General features: G+C 50.3%; 14 protein-coding genes. 8 read left to right on the top strand and 6 right to left on the bottom strand.

The genetic code is table 11. From position 1 onward, the window contains the following. Window positions 1–120 precede the first annotated feature (120 nt). The 3 genes from PTW35_RS05810 to PTW35_RS05800 all read left to right on the top strand — a co-directional run bounded on the left by PTW35_RS05810 (window position 121) and on the right by PTW35_RS05800 (window position 4,057). Complete coding sequence (locus PTW35_RS05810) at window positions 121–1,803, top strand: aspartate:alanine antiporter (RefSeq protein WP_281026890.1); 1,683 nt, start codon at window positions 121–123, stop codon at window positions 1,801–1,803. Window positions 1,804–2,039: 236 nt separating this feature from the next. After that, window positions 2,040–2,714 (top strand): response regulator, encoded by a 675-nt coding sequence (locus PTW35_RS05805; protein WP_039457473.1) that lies wholly within the window; start codon window positions 2,040–2,042, stop codon window positions 2,712–2,714. Then, the gene (locus PTW35_RS05800) at window positions 2,714–4,057 is read left to right on the top strand and encodes an ATP-binding protein (protein ID WP_281026889.1); all 1,344 of its coding nucleotides are present in this window, start codon (window positions 2,714–2,716) and stop codon (window positions 4,055–4,057) included. The genes PTW35_RS05805 and PTW35_RS05800 overlap by 1 nt, the downstream gene beginning before the upstream one ends. 87 nt (window positions 4,058–4,144) lie before the next feature. Here PTW35_RS05800 and fabV read toward each other — a convergent pair whose 3' ends face one another. The 4 genes from fabV to PTW35_RS05780 form a co-directional block, all read right to left on the bottom strand. Continuing rightward, the gene (gene fabV, locus PTW35_RS05795; protein WP_281026888.1) at window positions 4,145–5,347 is read right to left on the bottom strand and encodes an enoyl-ACP reductase FabV; all 1,203 of its coding nucleotides are present in this window, start codon (window positions 5,345–5,347) and stop codon (window positions 4,145–4,147) included. Between the two features lie 199 nt (window positions 5,348–5,546). After that, on the bottom strand, window positions 5,547–7,823 hold the full coding sequence (locus PTW35_RS05790) for an acyl-CoA dehydrogenase (protein ID WP_281026887.1): 2,277 nt from the start codon (window positions 7,821–7,823) through the stop codon (window positions 5,547–5,549). Between the two features lie 49 nt (window positions 7,824–7,872). After that, window positions 7,873–8,547 carry a TetR/AcrR family transcriptional regulator gene (locus tag PTW35_RS05785; RefSeq protein ID WP_044624415.1) on the bottom strand — a complete coding sequence of 225 codons (675 nt, stop codon included), beginning with the start codon at window positions 8,545–8,547 and terminating at the stop codon, window positions 7,873–7,875. 1,222 nt (window positions 8,548–9,769) lie between these two features. Beyond that, window positions 9,770–10,618 carry an NAD-dependent epimerase/dehydratase family protein gene (locus PTW35_RS05780; RefSeq protein WP_281026886.1) on the bottom strand — a complete coding sequence of 283 codons (849 nt, stop codon included), beginning with the start codon at window positions 10,616–10,618 and terminating at the stop codon, window positions 9,770–9,772. Window positions 10,619–10,959: 341 nt separating this feature from the next. On the opposite strand from PTW35_RS05780, the gene PTW35_RS05775 reads away from it, so the two are divergent. Both PTW35_RS05775 and pyk read left to right on the top strand, forming a co-directional pair. Continuing rightward, window positions 10,960–11,814 carry a MurR/RpiR family transcriptional regulator gene (locus PTW35_RS05775; RefSeq protein WP_281026885.1) on the top strand — a complete coding sequence of 285 codons (855 nt, stop codon included), beginning with the start codon at window positions 10,960–10,962 and terminating at the stop codon, window positions 11,812–11,814. A 372-nt stretch (window positions 11,815–12,186) separates the two neighbouring features. Next, window positions 12,187–13,632: a pyruvate kinase gene (gene pyk, locus PTW35_RS05770; protein WP_281026884.1), complete on the top strand. Its 1,446-nt coding sequence runs from the start codon at window positions 12,187–12,189 to the stop codon at window positions 13,630–13,632. Window positions 13,633–13,678: 46 nt separating this feature from the next. On the opposite strand, the gene ltrA is transcribed toward pyk, so the two are convergent. Continuing rightward, window positions 13,679–14,971, bottom strand: coding sequence for a group II intron reverse transcriptase/maturase (ltrA, locus tag PTW35_RS05765; protein ID WP_348637736.1), 1,293 nt, complete (start codon window positions 14,969–14,971; stop codon window positions 13,679–13,681). Window positions 14,972–15,595: 624 nt separating this feature from the next. Continuing rightward, the gene (locus PTW35_RS05760) at window positions 15,596–16,057 is read right to left on the bottom strand and encodes a glycine zipper 2TM domain-containing protein (RefSeq protein WP_281027448.1); all 462 of its coding nucleotides are present in this window, start codon (window positions 16,055–16,057) and stop codon (window positions 15,596–15,598) included. A gap of 86 nt (window positions 16,058–16,143) precedes the next feature. On the opposite strand from PTW35_RS05760, the gene aat reads away from it, so the two are divergent. The 3 genes from aat to infA all read left to right on the top strand — a co-directional run bounded on the left by aat (window position 16,144) and on the right by infA (window position 17,961). Continuing rightward, window positions 16,144–16,857 carry a leucyl/phenylalanyl-tRNA--protein transferase gene (gene aat / locus PTW35_RS05755; protein WP_281026883.1) on the top strand — a complete coding sequence of 238 codons (714 nt, stop codon included), beginning with the start codon at window positions 16,144–16,146 and terminating at the stop codon, window positions 16,855–16,857. Between the two features lie 5 nt (window positions 16,858–16,862). Then, window positions 16,863–17,567, top strand: coding sequence for an arginyltransferase (locus PTW35_RS05750; protein WP_281027447.1), 705 nt, complete (start codon window positions 16,863–16,865; stop codon window positions 17,565–17,567). Between the two features lie 175 nt (window positions 17,568–17,742). Further along, window positions 17,743–17,961 (top strand): translation initiation factor IF-1, encoded by a 219-nt coding sequence (gene infA, locus PTW35_RS05745; protein ID WP_005298441.1) that lies wholly within the window; start codon window positions 17,743–17,745, stop codon window positions 17,959–17,961. Window positions 17,962–18,501: the final 540 nt, after the last annotated feature.

The following is an 18,501-nucleotide window of genomic DNA, read 5'->3' as shown; positions in this document are numbered from 1 at the left end:
CCAGCAAATCAATTCGAAAATTTTCTATGAATAACGATCATTTTCGGTATGCCATAAACATAAAATCAGCTAGAATTTCACCACTTTGTTGCTGGTCTCTCGTCGCGGAAAAAAACTGTTGTGAATATCGATGTCGCCGCCCTCCTTCATCAGAATGATATTCTGTTGCTCTTTGTTGTACTCGCTGTTGGCCTTTCGGCCGGTAAAATTCGCATAGCCAATATGCAACTGGGAAACTCCATTGGGGTTCTCATTACTGCCCTCCTGTTTGGAAACGCTGGCTTTACCTTTGATGCCGAGGCACTGAACATCGGCTTTATGCTGTTTATTTTCTGTGTCGGCATTGAGGCCGGGCCTAACTTCTTCGGGATCTTCTTCCGCGATGGTAAACACTATTTGCTGTTGGCACTGGTTGTGATCCTGTCAGCAATTTTCATTACGGTCACCATGAGTAACTACCTCGGTCTCGGGCTCGGGCTGAGTACCGGCCTCATGGCCGGCTCACTGACCGCAACACCGGTATTGGTAGGGGCAAAAGATGCCTTGGTGAGTGGTTTATCCAGCATTAGCGATCCTGATAGCATTCAGCAGATCATCGACAGCATCAGTGTCGGCTATGCCATGTCTTACCTCATTGGCCTGGTGAGTGTCATTGTATTGGCCAAGCTGATGCCTAAGTTGCAGAAACAGAACCTTGCCGAATCGTCACAGCAAATCGCCCGCGAACGCGGCATCGGTGAAAGCTCCCAGCGCAAGGTATACCTACCAATCATCCGCGCCTACCGGGTTGGTCCAGAGCTTATCAACTGGATTGATGGCCGCAACCTGCGTGAACTGGGTATTTACCGCCAAACTGGCTGCTATATTGAACGCATTCGCCGAAACGGTATTTTGGCCAACCCCGATGGTGATGCCATCTTGCAGGAAGGGGATGAGATTGCCTTGGTGGGCTACCCAGACAGCCACGCCCGTCTGGACCCAAGTTTCCGCAACGGTAAAGAAGTCTTCGATCGCGATCTGCTGGACTTGCGTATTGTTGAAGAAGAGATCGTGGTGAAGAACGACAACATCGCCGGCAAACGCCTATCCGAGCTGAACCTGTCAGAATACGGCTGTTTCCTCAACCGCGTCGTCCGCGCCCAGATTGAAATGCCGATGGATCACAACATCCTACTAAGCAAAGGGGATATCCTGCAGGTCAGTGGTGAGAAAAGCCGCGTCATGGGACTGGCTGAGCGGATCGGTTTCATCTCGGTCCACAGCCAGATTGCCGACCTGCTGGCGTTCTGCTGCTTCTTCATCATTGGCTTACTAGTCGGTACGATCACCATGACCTTCGGCCAGATTGCCTTCGGCCTGGGTAGCGCGGCCGGTTTGTTGGTGGCAGGCATTACCCTGGGTTTCCTGCGGGCCAACCACCCGACCTTCGGCTACGTGCCACAAGGAGCGCTGAACATGACCAAGGATCTCGGTCTGATGGTCTTTATGGTCGGTATCGGCTTAAGTGCCGGCTCCAACTTGTTTGACTCGCTGTCGCAAGTCGGCCTGGCCGTGTTCTCGGCAAGTTTGATGGTGAGCGTGATCCCTGTGGTGCTGGCCTACCTGTTCGGAGCCTACGTCCTGAAGATGAACCGTGCCCTGCTGTTTGGCGCCATCATTGGGGCGCGTACTTGCGCCCCGGCGATGGATATGATCAACGAGCATGCCCGCAGTACGATCCCGGCCCTGGGCTATGCGGGTACCTATGCCATCGCCAACGTGCTGCTGACAATTGCCGGTACCCTATTCGTGATCCTCAGCTGACACCAGCCAACCTCAATCACTCGAGTTCCATGCCCCCTACCCCAGGGGGCATTTTTTTGCTTAACATGGCGCTATCGAGTCAGCACAGATTCAGTCCATTTCATCTAAGCTATAAAGAGTTAAAATTCACCGTATATCCCTGATTAGCACCACAAATTGCTAGGAAATATTCGCCACTTCACACGCTATTCAGTATATTGGCTGAATAGGTAGAAAAACTATTGGTAATCAAAACTATGCGTATCCTTATTGTTGAAGACGATCCGATCCTCAGTCACCACCTGAAATCCCAACTCAGCGAGATGGGCCACCAGGTTCAGTGCGCGGGCACAGCAGAAGAAGGCCTATTCTTTGCCCAGGATTACCCTAACGATGTGGCTATTGTCGATATCGGCCTGCCTGATCGCGATGGTATCAGCCTGATCAAAGATATGCGCGAGAAAGGCCTGCGCTTGCCGATCCTAATTCTGACAGCCCGTTCTAACTGGCAAGACAAGGTCACCGGACTTGAGGCGGGGGCCGATGACTATCTGGTCAAGCCGTTCCAGAAAGAAGAAATGGTGGCACGACTCAGTGCACTGGTCCGCCGCAGTGCTGGCTTTGTCAAACCCGAGATGACGGCCGGAGACATTCGCGTCGATCTGCTGGCCAAGCAAGTGTTTATTCAGGATAACCTGCTTGAGCTTACCGCGTTTGAGTACGACTTGCTGGAATACCTGATGCGCCACAGCCGCCAGGTCGTCTCTAAGCAGCGTCTACTGGATGTGCTGTACGAAGATCAGGAAGGCGATCCGAACACTATCGAAGTGATGATCAGCCGCCTGCGCAAGAAGTTCACCAATAACGGCCAGGAAAACCCAATTTCCACCATCCGCGGTCAAGGCTATATTTTCGAACTTCAAGCCCAGTAATGAAGAGAATTATCCAACCGCGGCTTCGCCGCCGAGTTCTTGTCACTTCCGTCGCGATCATTGTTCTGATCACCTCAGCACTGGCTGGGGTGATTAACCAGCTTTATAGCCAAAGCTATATGGCCGCGTACTCTTCCGAACTGGTCGCCCAAATGCCGATGGTCGTTGCCCAGCTCAACCGTGCCGGCCTGATCAAAGATGTCGACAAATGGATAGACTCGGTCGACCCGTCTGATACTGACTATATGTCGGTGGTCTGTGACAAAACCGACCATACCATTTGGCTTTCCGAGGAGGCCAAAGAAGCCAATATTGGCAACATCTGCAGCGAGCTCCCCGACAGTATTCCTGTGCCTACCCTGGTTGAGACCAAGGAGGGTGAGAATTATATCGCCTATAACATGAGCCAGGAACGGGAAGGAGGAAGTGTCTACCAGTTGGTGGTACTCCGCTCGGGGGATTCCTATGTGTCATCGCTCAATCAGCTGCACAAACGGACCACTTTCTACCTCGGCTTGTTTGTCCTTATCGCAATTGCATTCTTGATTGCCGCATTCCACTGGAGTTTCCAGCCACTGCGCAAGATGGCATCGCAACTGGATCAGATGACCGATTCAAAGCGCGACAAGCTTGATGATGATTTCCCCATGGAGCTGCAAGATGTGACCTTGGCACTCAACCGCTTGATTGAAATCAGCAACGCGCAGAAAGGCCGTTATCGCCATGCGATGGATGACTTGGCACATAGCCTAAAAACACGCTTAGCTGCAACCAACGCGCTGCTTGATGACAAGGATATCCCGCGCTTCGAGTTGAACCAGCGGGTGATGGAGCAGATCAGCCAAATGGACGAACTTGTCCAGTACCAGCTGAAACGTGCCATGATGGGCCAGCAGGGGCTGCAGAAAGACAAAACCGAGCTAAAGCCACTGACGGACAGCTTCAGCCGCTTGCTCAGTAAAGTGTATAACGAGAAAAACGTCGCATTGCGTTGCTTCTTCAACGACAAATTGACGCTACCGGTCAACCGCAGTGATTTGATGGAGTTGCTGGGTAACCTGCTGGAAAATGCCTACCGCTTCTGTATTACCGAAGTACGGGTCATTGTTCAGGAGAAACCCGATCGCTACATCATCATCATTGAAGATGATGGCCCCGGGGTACCGGAAGAAATGCGCGAAGCGATTTTCCAACGCGGCGTCCGAGCGGATCAGCTCAACCCTGGACAAGGGATTGGCCTGTCGGTCTGCCACGAAATCGTCATGAGTTACAAAGGGACTATCCATGTCAAAACCGCATCCATTGAAGGGGCCGCCTTTGTGATTGAATTGCCGAAGCATTAAACCCGGCCTTCAGCATTAACAAAAACCACAAGCACAAAAAAACCGCCGTAACCGGCGGTTTTTTATTGCTAGGCATTCAAGCCCCAATTAGATGTCTTGAACATCAAACTCAACAGCTGGGTTAACATCTGCGTCGTAGTCGACCGCTTCGATGCCAAAGCCGAACAGCTTCAGGAACTCATCTTTGTACTGCTGGTAATCAGCCACTTCGAATAGGTTCTCGTTGGTTACGTTTGGCCACAGGTCGCGACAGTGCTTCTGGATATCTTCACGTAGTTCCCAGTCATCAAGACGCAGACGGTTTTCGCTGTCTACCTCAGGTGCACTGCCGTCCTCTTTGAACAGGCGCTGGGTGAACATGCGGTGGATTTGCTCCATACACCCTTCGTGAACCCCTTCCTCACGCATCTTCTTGAACACCATTGCGATGTATAGAGGCATGACAGGAATGGCCGAGCTCGCCTGAGTGACCACACTCTTCAGTACTGCAACATTCGCCGAGCCGCCGGTCGCAGCCAGTTTCTGGTTCAGCTCAGAAGCTGCGCGGTCCAGGTCCATCTTCGCTTGGCCAAGCGCACCGTGCCAGTAAATTGGCCAAGTGATCTCGGTACCAATGTAGCTGTAGGCAACGGTCTTGCAGCCATCAGCCAGAACGCCAGCTTCAGACAGCGCATTGATCCACAGTTCCCAATCCTGACCACCCATAACGGTGACAGTATCAGCCACTTCTTGCTCAGTCGCAGGCTCAATACTCGCTTCGATCAGCACATCTTTATTGGTATCAACAGCAGTTGCGGTGTAGGTTTCACCCATAGGTTTCAGGGTAGAACGGACTACCTCACCGGTATCTGGCATTTTGCGAACTGGAGAAGCCAGTGAGTAAACCACCATATCAACCTGACCCAAATCTTCTTTGATCAGATCAATCACTTTCTGTTTTGCTTCGTGAGAGAAAGCATCACCATTCAAGCTCTTGGAGTACAGGCCTTCTTCTTTAGCAAACTTGTCGAATGCGGCAGAGTTGTACCAGCCTGCTGTACCCGGTTTCTTTTCAGTACCCGGCTTTTCGAAGAACACACCAATTGTTGCAGCACCGCCACCGAATGCAGCAGCAATACGCGAAGACAGACCGTAACCGCTTGATGAACCAACAACCAGTACACGCTTAGGGGCATTGGCAATAGGGCCCTGCGCCTTAGTGTATGCAATCTGCTCTTTGACGTTTTCCTCACAACCCACTGGATGAGTCGTAGTACAAATAAATCCACGAATTCTAGGTTTGATGATCATTTTCAACTTCCCTTACACAATTGACAGTAGGATAAAAGGTAAATGACAAATTCGCATTAAATTTATGAGCGAAAACGCTAAATTCGGCAGTGGTTGGAGGTGTTCCGCGCGGAAAATCACAGAAATAGACCAAAAAAAGTGCCACGCAATGGCGTGGCACATGGGAGACACCAGGTTTATTGTTCACAAGGCATGAGCCTTAGGCTGCTTTCCCCGGTTGCAAGCCGCCTTTTTTGAAGTGGGCAGCAGAGAAGTGATCCACCTGAATCGCCCTCTGTCTTAACTGATCGGCATTTTGCATTTTTTTCACGTCTGCATCTGTGACGATCCCCGCATCAAGAGCAATTTGTAGCTTTTCTGTTAAAGAAACCTTGCGTGGGATCGTACCCGCTTTGACCGCCTTGGCAATTTTACGCTCGAGATCTTTCACTCCGTACATGGCAATGAACGCGCGTTCCATCAATCCAACCGGATCGTCCTCTTGTTTACCGACATAGCAGAGGTGAGTCAGCCGATCACGCTGCTTGCCCGGACGCATCAGAAGTTCGGCAATCTTCACTGCCACCTCGTCTTTCGGTGCAGCATAGTGAATACCTAACGGGAACAACAAGGTCCGCAGCAAACGACCGACTCCCTTGCGTGGGAAGTTGGCTAGTACTTCATCGAACGCAACCCCGCACTGGTGCAAACAATGTTGCAAACCGTAGTGGACAAATGGCAGGTCTTGCTGCTGGCGACCTTCGTCCTCGTAACGTTTGAGCACCGCAGAAGCCAGGTACAAATGGCTTAGTATATCGCCCAAGCGGGCAGAAACCATTTCACGCCGCTTGAGCTCACCGCCAAGACTCAGCATCGCGAAGTCAGCGGCCACAGCCAACGCACGACTCATACGAGACAACTGCTTGTAGTACTTAGCCGTTTCTCCACTGACCGGCGAGCTGTTGAAGTACGAGCCACTGAACGCATTAAGCAAGGATTTGCTCACATTCCCCACCGCAAAGCTGATGTGGCTAGCCAGCAACTTATCGAACGCTTTCGCCCCTTCGCGACTGTCTGGGTTTGCCGCCGCCTCCATCTCGCTGAGCACGTACGGGTGGCAACGCGTGGCCCCCTGACCGAAGATCATCAGATTACGGGTTAGGATATTCGCCCCTTCTACCGTAATGGCGACCGGCATGCCGAAATAATGGTGGCCGATATAGTTCATTGGCCCGAGCTGAATCGCGCGCCCGGCGTGGACATCCATCGCATCATTGAGGATGGTGCGGGCCATTTCCGTCATGTGGTATTTGGCAATGGCCGTGACGATCCCCGGAGTTTCATCCATATCAAGAGACGTCGTCGTCAGAGTTCGTGATGCTTCTAACATATAAGTGAAACCACCAATACGCCCCATCGCCTGCGCAACACCTTCGAAGTTACCGATAGACATCCCGAACTGCTTGCGGACATAGGCATAAGCGCCTGTGGTTCTTGCCGTTAAATGACCAACAGCAGTCCCCAGCGCCGGAAGAGAAATACCACGGCCTGCCGACAAACATTCCACCAGCATACGCCAGCCACGGCCGACATAATCCTGACCACCAATCACCCAATCCATCGGGATAAAGACATCGTTACCGCGGGTCGGGCCGTTCATGAAGGCAAGGTTCAGCGGATCATGGCGCTCACCAATTTCAACGCCCGGGTGATCTGCCGGGATCAAGGCACAAGTAATGCCGAGCTCTTTCTTGTCGCCAATCAAACCATCAGGATCATGCAGCTTGAAGGCCAACCCCAGCACGGTGGCTACCGGTGCCAGGGTGATATAGCGCTTGTTCCAGCTCACGCGGATCCCCAGCACTTGCTCGCCTTGGTACTCGTCGTAGCACACCACGCCCAAATCAGGGATACCACCGGCATCCGACCCCGCCTCAGGGCCGGTAAGGGCGAAACAAGGAATATCTTCACCGTGGGCCAAGCGCGGCAACCAATAATCTTTCTGCTCCTGGGTACCATAGTGAGTCAGAAGCTCACCCGGACCCAGCGAGTTTGGCACCATGACCGATACCGCGGCACTCAGACTCTTGGTGGCAATCCGGGTAACGATGGTTGAGTTGGCGTGGGCGGAAAAGTCCAAACCGCCATACTCTTTACCGATAATCAGCGAGAAGAATTTCTCTTTGCGCAGATACTCCCACACCTCCGGCGGCAGATCTTTATCTTCCTGGACAATCTGATAGTCGTTCAGCATATCCAACAGCGGTTCTAGCTTGTTGTCGATGAACGCCTGCTCCTCATCACTCAATATGGGCTGCGGGTAGGTCAGCAGGGTATTCCAGTTAGGATTCCCGCCGAACAATTCACCATCCCACCAAACACTGCCGGCCTCCATGGCCTCTCGCTCGGTGTCGGAAAGTGGCGGCAGCACTTTCTTGAACATTTTGAATGCGGGATCACTGAGATAGCGTTTTCTTAGCTTGGTTAACGTACTCATGTTTCAGGTCCTTTTGTCACTTTTATCGTTATTGGTTTTTTGGGTATATCTATCTTGTTCCTGTTGACTGTTCGCTAATTAGCGAAAGCGATTGTTCTATCGGTGCAGCAACGCCCGCTGCCAAATAAGGCACCAAACGTTCGATCAAATCTTCAGGTTTAACCTGGCGGGAGAAGTCATTCGCCGCAATCTCACACAGCGCGGTAGACGAGGCCATGGTGAAAACCGATGCCCCAAGCGTGAAATGCAAGCGCCAAAATAAGGTTTCAGGATCTAAAGATGGATTGGCACGGCATACCGCGGTGGTAAATAGAGTTAATACTTGCTCATAGCGAGTCATGATGAACCAACGCAAATGCCCCTGAACATCAGTATACCCCCTACCAATCAGCGACATGAACACGGTTGCCCCGTTGGCACGGTATTCATTAAGTGATAACAGCGGATCTTTAAGACAGCGAAAGACATCTTCCATGGAAAAATCGTCGCGCGTCAGCAGCACTTCCAGTTCTGATTGTAGGGAGGGCATGAATGCCTCGAGATAGCGACCAAGCACTGCCCTGACCAAGGTTTTCTTGTCGCCATAGTGATAATTGACGGACGCCAAGTTCACCCCAGCTTTGCTGGTGATGGTGCGCAGTGATGTGTCTTTGAAGCCGTGTTCGGCAAAGAGTAGCTCGGCAGCATCCAGGATACGTGCCTTGGTTTCTCCCTTTCCAGCCATATTCATTCACCCGTATTAAACACTTGTTTAAACTTTACATTCAAGAAACATTTTTAACAAGTCACAAATATACCCCATGTTGTAACATATTGATATTTTCGCTGTTTAATATAAAAGTCGTGAAGATGATCAATCTTTCCTTCGCAGCTCTCGTAACTCCAACCGGGTGAAAAACGTCTCAATCCTGTCTCGTGAAAACGGCTTGAGATTTAACCAAACAAAAAAAATCTGAGAAAGTGAAAAAAAATTGGAACAAAGTCGACATCTGTGGGTCATAACTATTGCCACTGCTTTTTCTTAGAAGACATTCTTCGAAACCCGTCCCCGCCACTGGAGACGGGTTTTCTTTATTTCCCGCTTAATCCACTTTCCTTTACTAAAGCTTAAAATCAAACAGTTAGAAAAAAAGTACTTTTTTTTCATTTTTCTTGAACCATCTTGAAAATAGCCAGTCATATATAGTGACATTCAGATTAAAGACTTTTCACAAATTGCTGGCCGCAACTTGCATTTACTCTTTAATCCCACAATGCCACTGCTGCTAAACTCCTAATTGTTTTATGATGTGTTGCCCACTCAATTGAAGTGGGCTTTTTTTTGTCGGTAACCGCTCCCATGAGGCCTCTTATCGCTCTTTGGCCCAACCATATTTCCGCTTAAGCACCGCCTAACTTTGATAGCCCATTTTCCAACCGCAATTCTTTTTTCAAAAAAAAAGAATAATTTTTTGAACCATTTGAATTTGGGCCAGTCATATATAGTGACATTCACATTAAAGCCGCGGTAAGCAGATTAATTTCCTACTCATTCCGCTGCTTTAATTTATGATGCCACTGCTGCTAAACTCCTAATTGTGTATATAGAGCTTTCGCCCACTGACTTTCAGTGGGCTTTTTTTTGTCAAAAGAATATTTTTTTTGAACTATTCGAAAACCTATCAGTCTGACTATACATGATTCAGATTAAAGATGTGGTTGATGAGCCGGTTCATGTAAATCAACGGGTAACATCCCCCTTATTTAATTTGTAATGCCACTGCTGCTTAACTCCTAATTGTATATAGAGCTTTCGCCCACTGACTTTCAGTGGGCTTTTTTTTATTTACAAACATATAACTACGGACAATAAATAACACCAAGCCCAAAAAAACATACAGCTCTGACTATTAATGAAACAGATGAACGCCCCACTTCATTAAGCACCCGAAAGGCGGATATCTCCGCTATATTTCAGGCTTTTCTGAGAGTAGATCTGCATGGCGTATACACAGCGACAGCCAACCGCACGTTTTGGCCGCATCAATGACCTTACTGTTACGCTCCACCGAATCAGCAAACTCCGGCAGCGGTAAACCCGCCATTTGGGCCATTTGCCGGTAATAGGCTTCTCGGCTTGGGTGCTGCGGTGCAGCTAAATGCATGATCGGATAGTGGGGCCAGCGGGCAACAATCTGTGAAATGGCAGCGATACAGTCCTCCTGATGAATGAGGTTCACTTTATCTTTACCGTTTTCGATCCCCTGACGGCCCGATAGATACCGAACCGGATGCCGGTTTGGACCAATCAACCCGGCCAGACGGAGTATCACCACCTCATCGCCCCATTCCGCTCTCAAATATTGTTCGATTGCTAGATGGGCTTTTCCCGACAGCGTATTGGAGCGAGGATCTGTCCATTCATCAATCGTCCCCTTACAGTCGCCGTAAACGGCCGTGGTGCTTATAAAGATGACCTTGCGGCAGCCTGCCTGCTTTGCCGTCGCGGACAACCGCTTCACTATAACACCCCACTCCTCAACGGCCCCAGCGTAACGACCGGGCGGAACATTGATGACCAGCAAATCGGTATCAAGAAATGACGCGAGCGGCGAAGGAAGGACAGGCTGCTCCAATGACAGGGGAAGCGAGAGGGCCACACCGTGAATTCCGTACTCAGCCAACTCCAAAGCTTGCTCTGCTGTCTGTTTGCTCCCCCATGTTTCCATCCCCTGCTGAACTAAGTGCTTGGCCAAGGGCAAACCGAGCCACCCGCAACCACATATGCTGACCTTGCTAATTTCGCCCTGTTTCATAACGTCTCCATTCATTCCTGCCACCTGAAAGCCATTTTCACTTCGCTGCACAAATCCGCATCCAGATTTATTTCAACCTGTAAATTAATTCCCAGACACTGAAAATTAGCTACAGAAAAACACGATATAGGCCCTCCAAACCGTAATTTTGAGTAAAAAACTTTTCAGTTCTGAAAGAAAAAATTCGATCCCTGTCAAACTATAATAAAAAGAGAAAGAGATATTCATGGATTTACTAGGAGCAGATCCATGAAAAGTAGTATAGTTTCATCAAAATGGCTTTAAACACTTTATACGATAAGTAAGCCAGTAACGAAATTCAGTAACGAGCGGTAACCGCCATGAATACCCTAGAGAAAATTCAAAAGAATCTTGATAACTTCAGTAAGTCAGAGCGCAAAGTCGCTGAAGTTATCCTCGCATCGCCACAGACAGCCATACACTCAAGCATCGCTACTCTGGCAAAGATGGCGGATGTCAGTGAGCCTACCGTTAACCGCTTCTGCCGCCGCTTAGATACCAAAGGCTTTCCAGATTTTAAACTGCACCTTGCCCAGAGCCTAGCCAACGGTACCCCTTATGTGAACCGTAATGTAGAAGAAGATGACGGCCCAGATGCCTATACCTCGAAAATCTTCGAATCCACCATGGCATGCCTGGACGTGGCGAAGAACAGCCTCGACCCAATGCAAGTGAACCGTGCTGTTGACCTATTGACCCAAGCCAAGAAGATTTCCTTCTTCGGTCTAGGCGCGTCAGCGTCTGTCGCTCACGATGCCCAGAATAAATTCTTCCGCTTCAATATCCCGATTGTTTGCTTCGATGACATTGTGATGCAGCGCATGAGTGTGATCAATTGCAGCGATGGTGATGTGGTGGTGGTGATCTCTCATACCGGCCGCACCAAGAGCCTGGTCGAAGTCGCCCGTATGGCCCGGGAAAACGGTGCAACGGTTATTGGTATCACAGCCAAGGACTCGCCGCTTGATCGTGAATGTTCTATTTCTATCTGTCTGGATGTACCGGAAGATACCGATGTCTACATGCCGATGGCAAGCCGTGTAGTCCAGATGACCGTCATTGATGTGCTGGCGACTGGCTTTACCCTACGCCGTGGTGCAGGTTTCCGCGAGAACCTAAAACGGGTTAAAGACTCTCTAAAAGACTCCCGCTTCACGAAAGAAGGGATCATCTAACCTTATTAGATATTCCCTGGGTATGCTTCGTTACCTGATCTACAAAGGCATGGCTTCGGCTGTGCCTTTTGTCTTTCCGCCCGCTTGATTTGTCGCTCAGAAGCCTTGTCCATCAACTACACTTACCCCAACCAAGAGAGCAATCCTCTGCAAGTACGCATGATGTTGCCTATAAATATTTCCGCAACAACTCCAAAGCATGATGAAAAATTATGCATAACTAGTCCGACAATATGTTTTTTTCTTACAGTTTGTTGATAAAGAACAGCTTCTTTCTTCCTTTATATGTTGTAAAATTTCATGCAACTCAATGAAGCAGATTTCCACAAGCAATCGTTTCGTTGGTAACCAATGATACAGATGGAGTTTCCGATGTCTGAAAGGCTAAGACGTACTAAAATCGTTACTACTTTGGGTCCTGCTACCGACCGCGACAACAATCTTGAGAAGATTATCGCTGCCGGTGCAAACGTTGTGCGAATGAATTTCTCGCACGGCAGCCCAGAGGATCACATCCAACGCACCAAGACTGTACGTGAAATCGCCGCGAAGCTAGGTAAGCACGTCGCTATCCTAGGCGATCTCCAAGGCCCGAAAATCCGTGTGTCTACTTTCAAAGACGGCAAGATTCAATTAGCGATCGGCGACAAGTTCACCCTAGACAGCGACCTAGCAAAAGGTGAAGGCGATCAGCAAGCTGTTGGTCTTGACTACAAAGAACTACCAAAAGACGTTGAGACAGGTGACATCCTGCTACTTGACGACGGCCGTGTTCAGCTAAAAGTGACCTCTGTTGAAGGTAACAAGGTGCACACCGAAGTTACTGTTGGTGGTCCACTGTCAAACAACAAGGGTATCAACAAGAAAGGCGGTGGCCTTTCAGCTGAAGCGCTGACTGACAAAGACAAAGCTGACATCATCACCGCTGCGCAAATGGGCGTTGACTACCTAGCGGTTTCTTTCCCACGCAACGGCGAGGACATGAAATATGCTCGCCGCCTTGCGATGGAAGCCGGCCTAGAAGCTAAACTAGTGGCAAAAGTTGAGCGTGCTGAAGCCGTTGCAACCACTGAAGCGATGGATGACATCATCATGGCTTCTGACGCGGTAATGGTAGCCCGTGGTGACCTAGGGGTTGAAATCGGTGACCCAGAGCTAGTTGGTGTGCAGAAGAAACTGATCCGTCGTGCACGTAGCCTGAACCGCACCGTGATCACGGCAACCCAGATGATGGAAACCATGATCACCAGCCCAATGCCAACCCGTGCTGAAGTCATGGACGTGGCCAACGCCGTGCTTGATGGTACCGATGCGGTAATGCTATCTGCTGAAACGGCTGCGGGTAGCTACCCAGTTGAGACGGTTACCGCAATGGCTGGCGTTTGTATGGGCGCGGAAAAAGAGCCGAGCATCAACGTATCTAACCACCGTCTAGCCCGTACTTTCGAGTCGGCGGAAGAAACGATTGCAATGTCAACCATGTATGCGGCAAACCACATGGAAGGCGTCAAGGCGATGATCGCAATGACTGAGTCAGGCCGTACACCGCTGATGATGTCTCGTATTTCATCTGGCAAGCCTATCTTTGCGATGTCTCGCAACGAAAATACACTAAACCGTGCGGCGCTATACCGCGGTGTAACCCCGGTTTACTTCAACCGTGACAGCGATGCTGGCCTTGAAGCGGCAAAACACGCGGTTGAAACACTAAAAGAGAAAGGCTTCCTGACAAGCGGCGATCTGGTGATCGTCACCCAGGGTGATGTGATGGATACCATTGGTAGTACCAATAACATGCGTATCCTGACGGTCGAGTAATCGACAGCCGAATCGAGTAGGAGGAGGCCTCGCGGCCTCCGTCCTCTCACACCACCGTACAAGCGTGGGTCGCATACGGCGGTTCCGAATATATTTTCAGTGACTCGTACCCATCTCGCAATGAGTACATGCCCATCTCCTTGAACCGTTTCGTTGGCATGGCCTGATTGAGCTGTGGCGATAAAGCCAAGTGCCACCATCCTTTCTCTGACATCGCTAGCTTCCACGCATTGCGTTCGCTTACGCCCTCTTGGCGTAACCATGACGCTATACTGTGTCTGCGTTTGCGCTGCTTGAGTCGATAGCACCGTAGGCGCCGCCTTATCCATTCATCTAAGCGCTGCATCGCGCTTTTCCGTATGGCAAGCTTGAAGTAGTGTTGCCATCCTCTTAGGTATTGAGTGAGTTCGACTATTACTGTCTTCAACTCTCGCCCTCGATTCCGCTTCGTTATTTGACGCACTCGCTTCTTCATATGAGTTTGTGCTCTCTTCGAGATATGGATAATTCCACCTCGTTGGAAGCGATGGCCTAGGTAAGTCCGCTCTGTCACTCTTGTTGCCGCACTTTTCTCACGGTTGACCGTGAGTTTCAGTTTCTGCTCCAAGAACTCCGTTATTGAGGCTTTTACTCGGTTCGCGGCTTCCTCACTGCCCACGTAGATTTGGCAGTCATCTGCATATCGGCAGAACTTATGCCCTCTTCGCTCAAGCTCTTTATCCAACTCATCTAATACGATATTTGATAGCAGCGGAGATAATGGTCCACCCTGTGGTGTCCCTCGTTGCCTCTGCTCGGCTAACCCGTTTCGCATTATGCCTGCCTGTAGGTATGACCTGACCAGCTTCAGTACCCGTTTGTCCGTGATATCCTCCGATAGCCTGTGCATCAGTCTATCGTGGTTCACGGTATCGAAGTATTTCGCTAGGTCAATGTCGACTACATAACCCCGCCCCTCCCTGATGTAGTGGCTTGCTGCCGCCAATGCATGGTGGGCACTACGGTTGGGCCTGAACCCGTAACTACTGTGGGAGAACTTCGGTTCATAGATATCTGTCAGTACTGAGGTGATAGCCTGTTGGACTATCCTATCAAGTACTGTTGGGATACCTAGTTGCCTAACTCCCCCGCTAGGTTTAGGGATTTCTACACCCAGAACAGGTTGGGGTTGATAGCTCCCATCCAGAAGGCTCTGGCGGAGCGCTTGCCCATTTGAAGACTGCCGAAGCATCGAGATAGTCGCTGTTATATCGAGTTTATCGACACCAGCACACCCTTTGTTCTTCTTCACTCTTCTCAGGGCTTGGTTCAGATTCGTTGATGAACAGATCTGCTCCATCAACTGAGTTGAGGTCACCAAGACTCGTCCTCCTGTCTACGCCGATCATGCTTGTCATTCTTCGTGGCCATGAGCGTCACTTGCGGTGTTGCCCATTGGTACGTAGAGATTTTGATCATCTTGCTATGACTCCACATGATTGAGTGTCTAGTGACTGCTTCTTGATATATTCAGTTCCGGCCTTCCCTTGGGTTGTACTTCCCCAAGGTACTATGCCTTCTGCTGACTTCTTATTTCCCATCACACAGCATCACTGCTGCATTAGTCTCGCCCGAGACAGGTAATAAGATCTCCCGAGGTAAGACGTTGTTCTTTCCCTTGGCTGTGCCTGATTTACCCGTACACACTTCCCGTCGAGGCATTGGGCTATTCTATATGTTGCTAGGTTACCCAAGTTGTACTGGCCTACTATCAGATTTCTGTTCGTCACGGCCAAGTTTTGCCATTTGCTTCCTTCAGATCCCGCCTCACGGTGGGCACCCTTGCATAGGCTAACGGTTCTCGCTCGACTGAGCCCGTAGAGGACTTTCACCTCCTAGAACAACGCCATGCTCGGCGCACAACGAACGAAGCGTGATGGTGCTGCCATCACGCTTTTTTTCTACCTGCGTCTATCTCCCACCCTCACGGATAGGTCTTATCCACTCGCACCCCGTTATCGAAATACAGGATCCTCACCTTGTCTTCGGGTTGGAACAGCATGCTCGCGTCAACATCCTGGATGACATCAATCAAGGTGCCATCTTCTGCCCTGATGAGCAGTTCCACCAAGCGGTACTGGACAATTTGCCGTGTCGGCTGGCGGTTGTGAGCTATCCCCATCCCTGCGACGGCACCAACCGCCGTCGCGACCTCCCGCCCGGAGCCATCACCAAACTGGTTGCCGATCAAACCACCGATAACACCACCAAGCAAGGTTTCCCAGCCATTGCGTTGCGAGTCAATCACATCCTGGTGGGTAATATAGCGAACACTGTCGACCGCACCAAACACCACTTGATTCACCGTCCGAGCCTGATTCCTGTTGTAAGGCGCCGCAGAAAGTGCCAAGGGTAAAATTAACAATAACACTAACCATTTTCTCATCATATAATCCTCTTTCCCGGCAACCCTAGGCTCTCCCCCAGTAACTTCGAACTACTTGGGAGATATCAGCTACATTTAGTGTAATTATGGCAATTTATCTTCCGGAACTTGATCCGGTCAATACTGACTTCCCTGCTCCTGAAACAGCACTGGCCGACCCAAACGGCCTACTGGCCTTTGGGGGTGATCTGCGCCCCGAACGCCTTGTCAGTGCATACCGACAGGGTATTTTCCCATGGTTTTCCGAGGGCGAGCCGCTGCTGTGGTGGAGCCCGGCACCAAGGGCCGTTTTCCTGCCCGATCAGTTCCAACCCAGTAAGAGCTTACGCAAATTCTACCGAAAATCTGACTACCGGGTCACATTGAACCACGCTTGCCATGACATTATCGAGCTCTGCGCCACCACCCGCAAAGCAGAAGAGACCTGGATCACTCCTGAAATGATCCACGCCTACCAGCATCTGCATGACCTCGGGTACTGCCATTCCGTAGAAGTGTGGCAGCAAGGCAAGCTCGTCGGAGGGCTTTATGGTATCAGTGTCGGCGGTATCTTCTGTGGTGAATCCATGTTCTCACTGGCTGACAATGCCTCCAAGATCGCCCTTTGGCTGTTTTGCCAACACTTCAGCGCTCATGGCGGCCAGCTCATCGACTGCCAGATGATGAATGATCACCTCTCCTCCTTGGGGGCCGCCGAAATGGAACGAAGCCTGTTTACTCGTTTCCTCCAGCAGCAAAGAGATGCCATACTGAGTGAAGAATGTTACCACAGCCAGGAGTTAACCTTCTCACCGTCATGACCAGTATTAACAAGCTCCCGCTGCGCATCGGACTAACGCCAGAATCGTCGTGTAGCTACCTCCCGGAGCAAATCGAGCAACTTGGCGTGGTAATGGATCACCACTGGCTGGCCCCGGCAGGCTACAGTGTGCTGCTGGCATCAGGCTACCGCCGCAGTGGCAGTGCCGTTTACAAGCCAATGTGCCAACAATGCAACGCATGCGTCCCGCTGCGGGTTGACTGCCCCGCGTTTCGTCCCTCTAAAAGCCAAAAGCGCCAGCTCAACCAGATGGCCCGGCTTCGGTGGGAGTTCAAGACCAAGCTGGATCCAGACTGGTACCCGCTTTACGCCCGCTATATTACCCAGCGCCATGCCGATGGCAGTATGTACCCTCCCAACAAGGCACAATTCTTTGAGTTTTGCACCGCCCCGTGGATGGATACCCTGTTCCTGCATGTCTACCAGGATGAAAGGCTGATAGCCATCGCCGTAACCGATGTCTTCGAGGATGCCATGAGTGCGGTGTACAGCTTCTTCGAACCCGACAGCACCCTGTCCCTTGGAACCCTCTGTGTTCTGTATCAGATCCAGTACTGCCAACGCTCGGGACGCCGCTGGCTGTATCCGGGTTACCAGATAGACCAGTGCCAAGCAATGAACTATAAAATTCGTTTCAGGCCCTGCGAGAAACTGACAGCGAATGGATGGCAACGTTTTGATGAAAACTGAGCTGCATTTTTCACCACTGCCTGAGGGAAATACGATAAAATACGGATTAATGCATCAGAGTAGCTGACAAAGCACATTCGCAGATGTAAAATTGCGGCCTAAACTTTACACTCAAACAGTTTCAAGGCATTATCCGGCCCGATCAGATGAATGGCTGGTAGCCTAAGAGGATTCAATGGCAAAAGAAGACGTAATTGAAATGCAAGGTACTGTGCTTGACACACTACCTAACACTATGTTCCGCGTAGAGCTTGAGAACGGTCACGTTGTTACCGCTCACATTTCTGGCAAAATGCGTAAAAACTACATCCGTATTCTTACTGGTGACAAGGTAACTGTGGAACTGACTCCATACGACCTAACCAAAGGCCGCATCGTCTTCCGCGCCCGTTAATCTTTAATCAAGATTACAGAATACAAATAAAACCCGGCATATTGCCGGGTTTTATTTTTTCTACGGCCTGAAGAGACAGCCACAGCGCCTTTTCTTGGTGCGATAAATTTCTCTCATCGCCTCTACGAATTTATTTTATTTGCCACAACCCCCGTTCAGTTGTCTAATCCCCCTGCACCCGAAGGCCGACGGCGAACGAGGTGTATACGAGGGAAATGCCCTCACCTTACTCTGTCATACCGTGAAATCTGTCTGCAGCACGGCCGTTTAGGAATGACAATGAAACCTATCGCAATGCATGATGCGCTGGTGCAATTAAGCCTGGTGAACGTTTGCGACATCGCAGCTACTATCCATCCCAAAGACCGACCGCTGAACACGTCGCCGCATCTTGAGCGCCGTAAAAAAAGAATATCGCAAAGGCGGAGCCAAAGGACGCTGTCTAGCTGCGTCTAATCCCCCTTTGATTCACCATGATGTGCTGAGGCCCATTGCATTCCCAGCGCTTCACACATCTGCCTGATGAATATTAACTAACCT

This window comes from Photobacterium sp. DA100, from assembly GCF_029223585.1.
Lineage (GTDB): Bacteria > Pseudomonadota > Gammaproteobacteria > Enterobacterales > Vibrionaceae > Photobacterium.
Note: the sequence above shows the minus strand (reverse complement) of the source record. Positions and strands in the feature narration are given on the sequence as shown.